General features: G+C 42.4%; 1 protein-coding gene. It reads left to right on the top strand.

Going from position 1 to position 278, the window contains the following annotated elements:
• Window positions 1-278: riboflavin synthase family protein (locus ACG916_RS21630; RefSeq protein WP_512700249.1), on the top strand; the 278-nt coding region annotated here is incomplete at both ends.

Raw genomic sequence — 278 nt, 5'->3', positions numbered from 1 at the left:
ACTTTGGGTAACTGGAAAGTTGGTCAACGTGTCAATGTGGAAAAAGCGATGCTGCCGACCACCCGCTTTGGTGGACATATTGTAAGTGGCCACGTTGATGGTGTAGGTGAAATTACCCTAGTACGTGAAGATGCTCGCTCAATTTATTTTGAAGTGACTGCGCCTGTAGAACTTGCTAAATATCTGGCAGAGAAGGGTTCAGTAACTGTAGATGGTATTAGCTTAACGATTAATCATTTACGCGGTAATATTTTAAGTTTAAACCTCATCCCACACAC

Origin of the sequence: Acinetobacter legionensis (assembly GCF_048552295.1) — a bacterium.
In the GTDB taxonomy this organism is placed as follows: Bacteria; Pseudomonadota; Gammaproteobacteria; order Pseudomonadales; family Moraxellaceae; genus Acinetobacter.
Note: the sequence above shows the minus strand (reverse complement) of the source record. Positions and strands in the feature narration are given on the sequence as shown.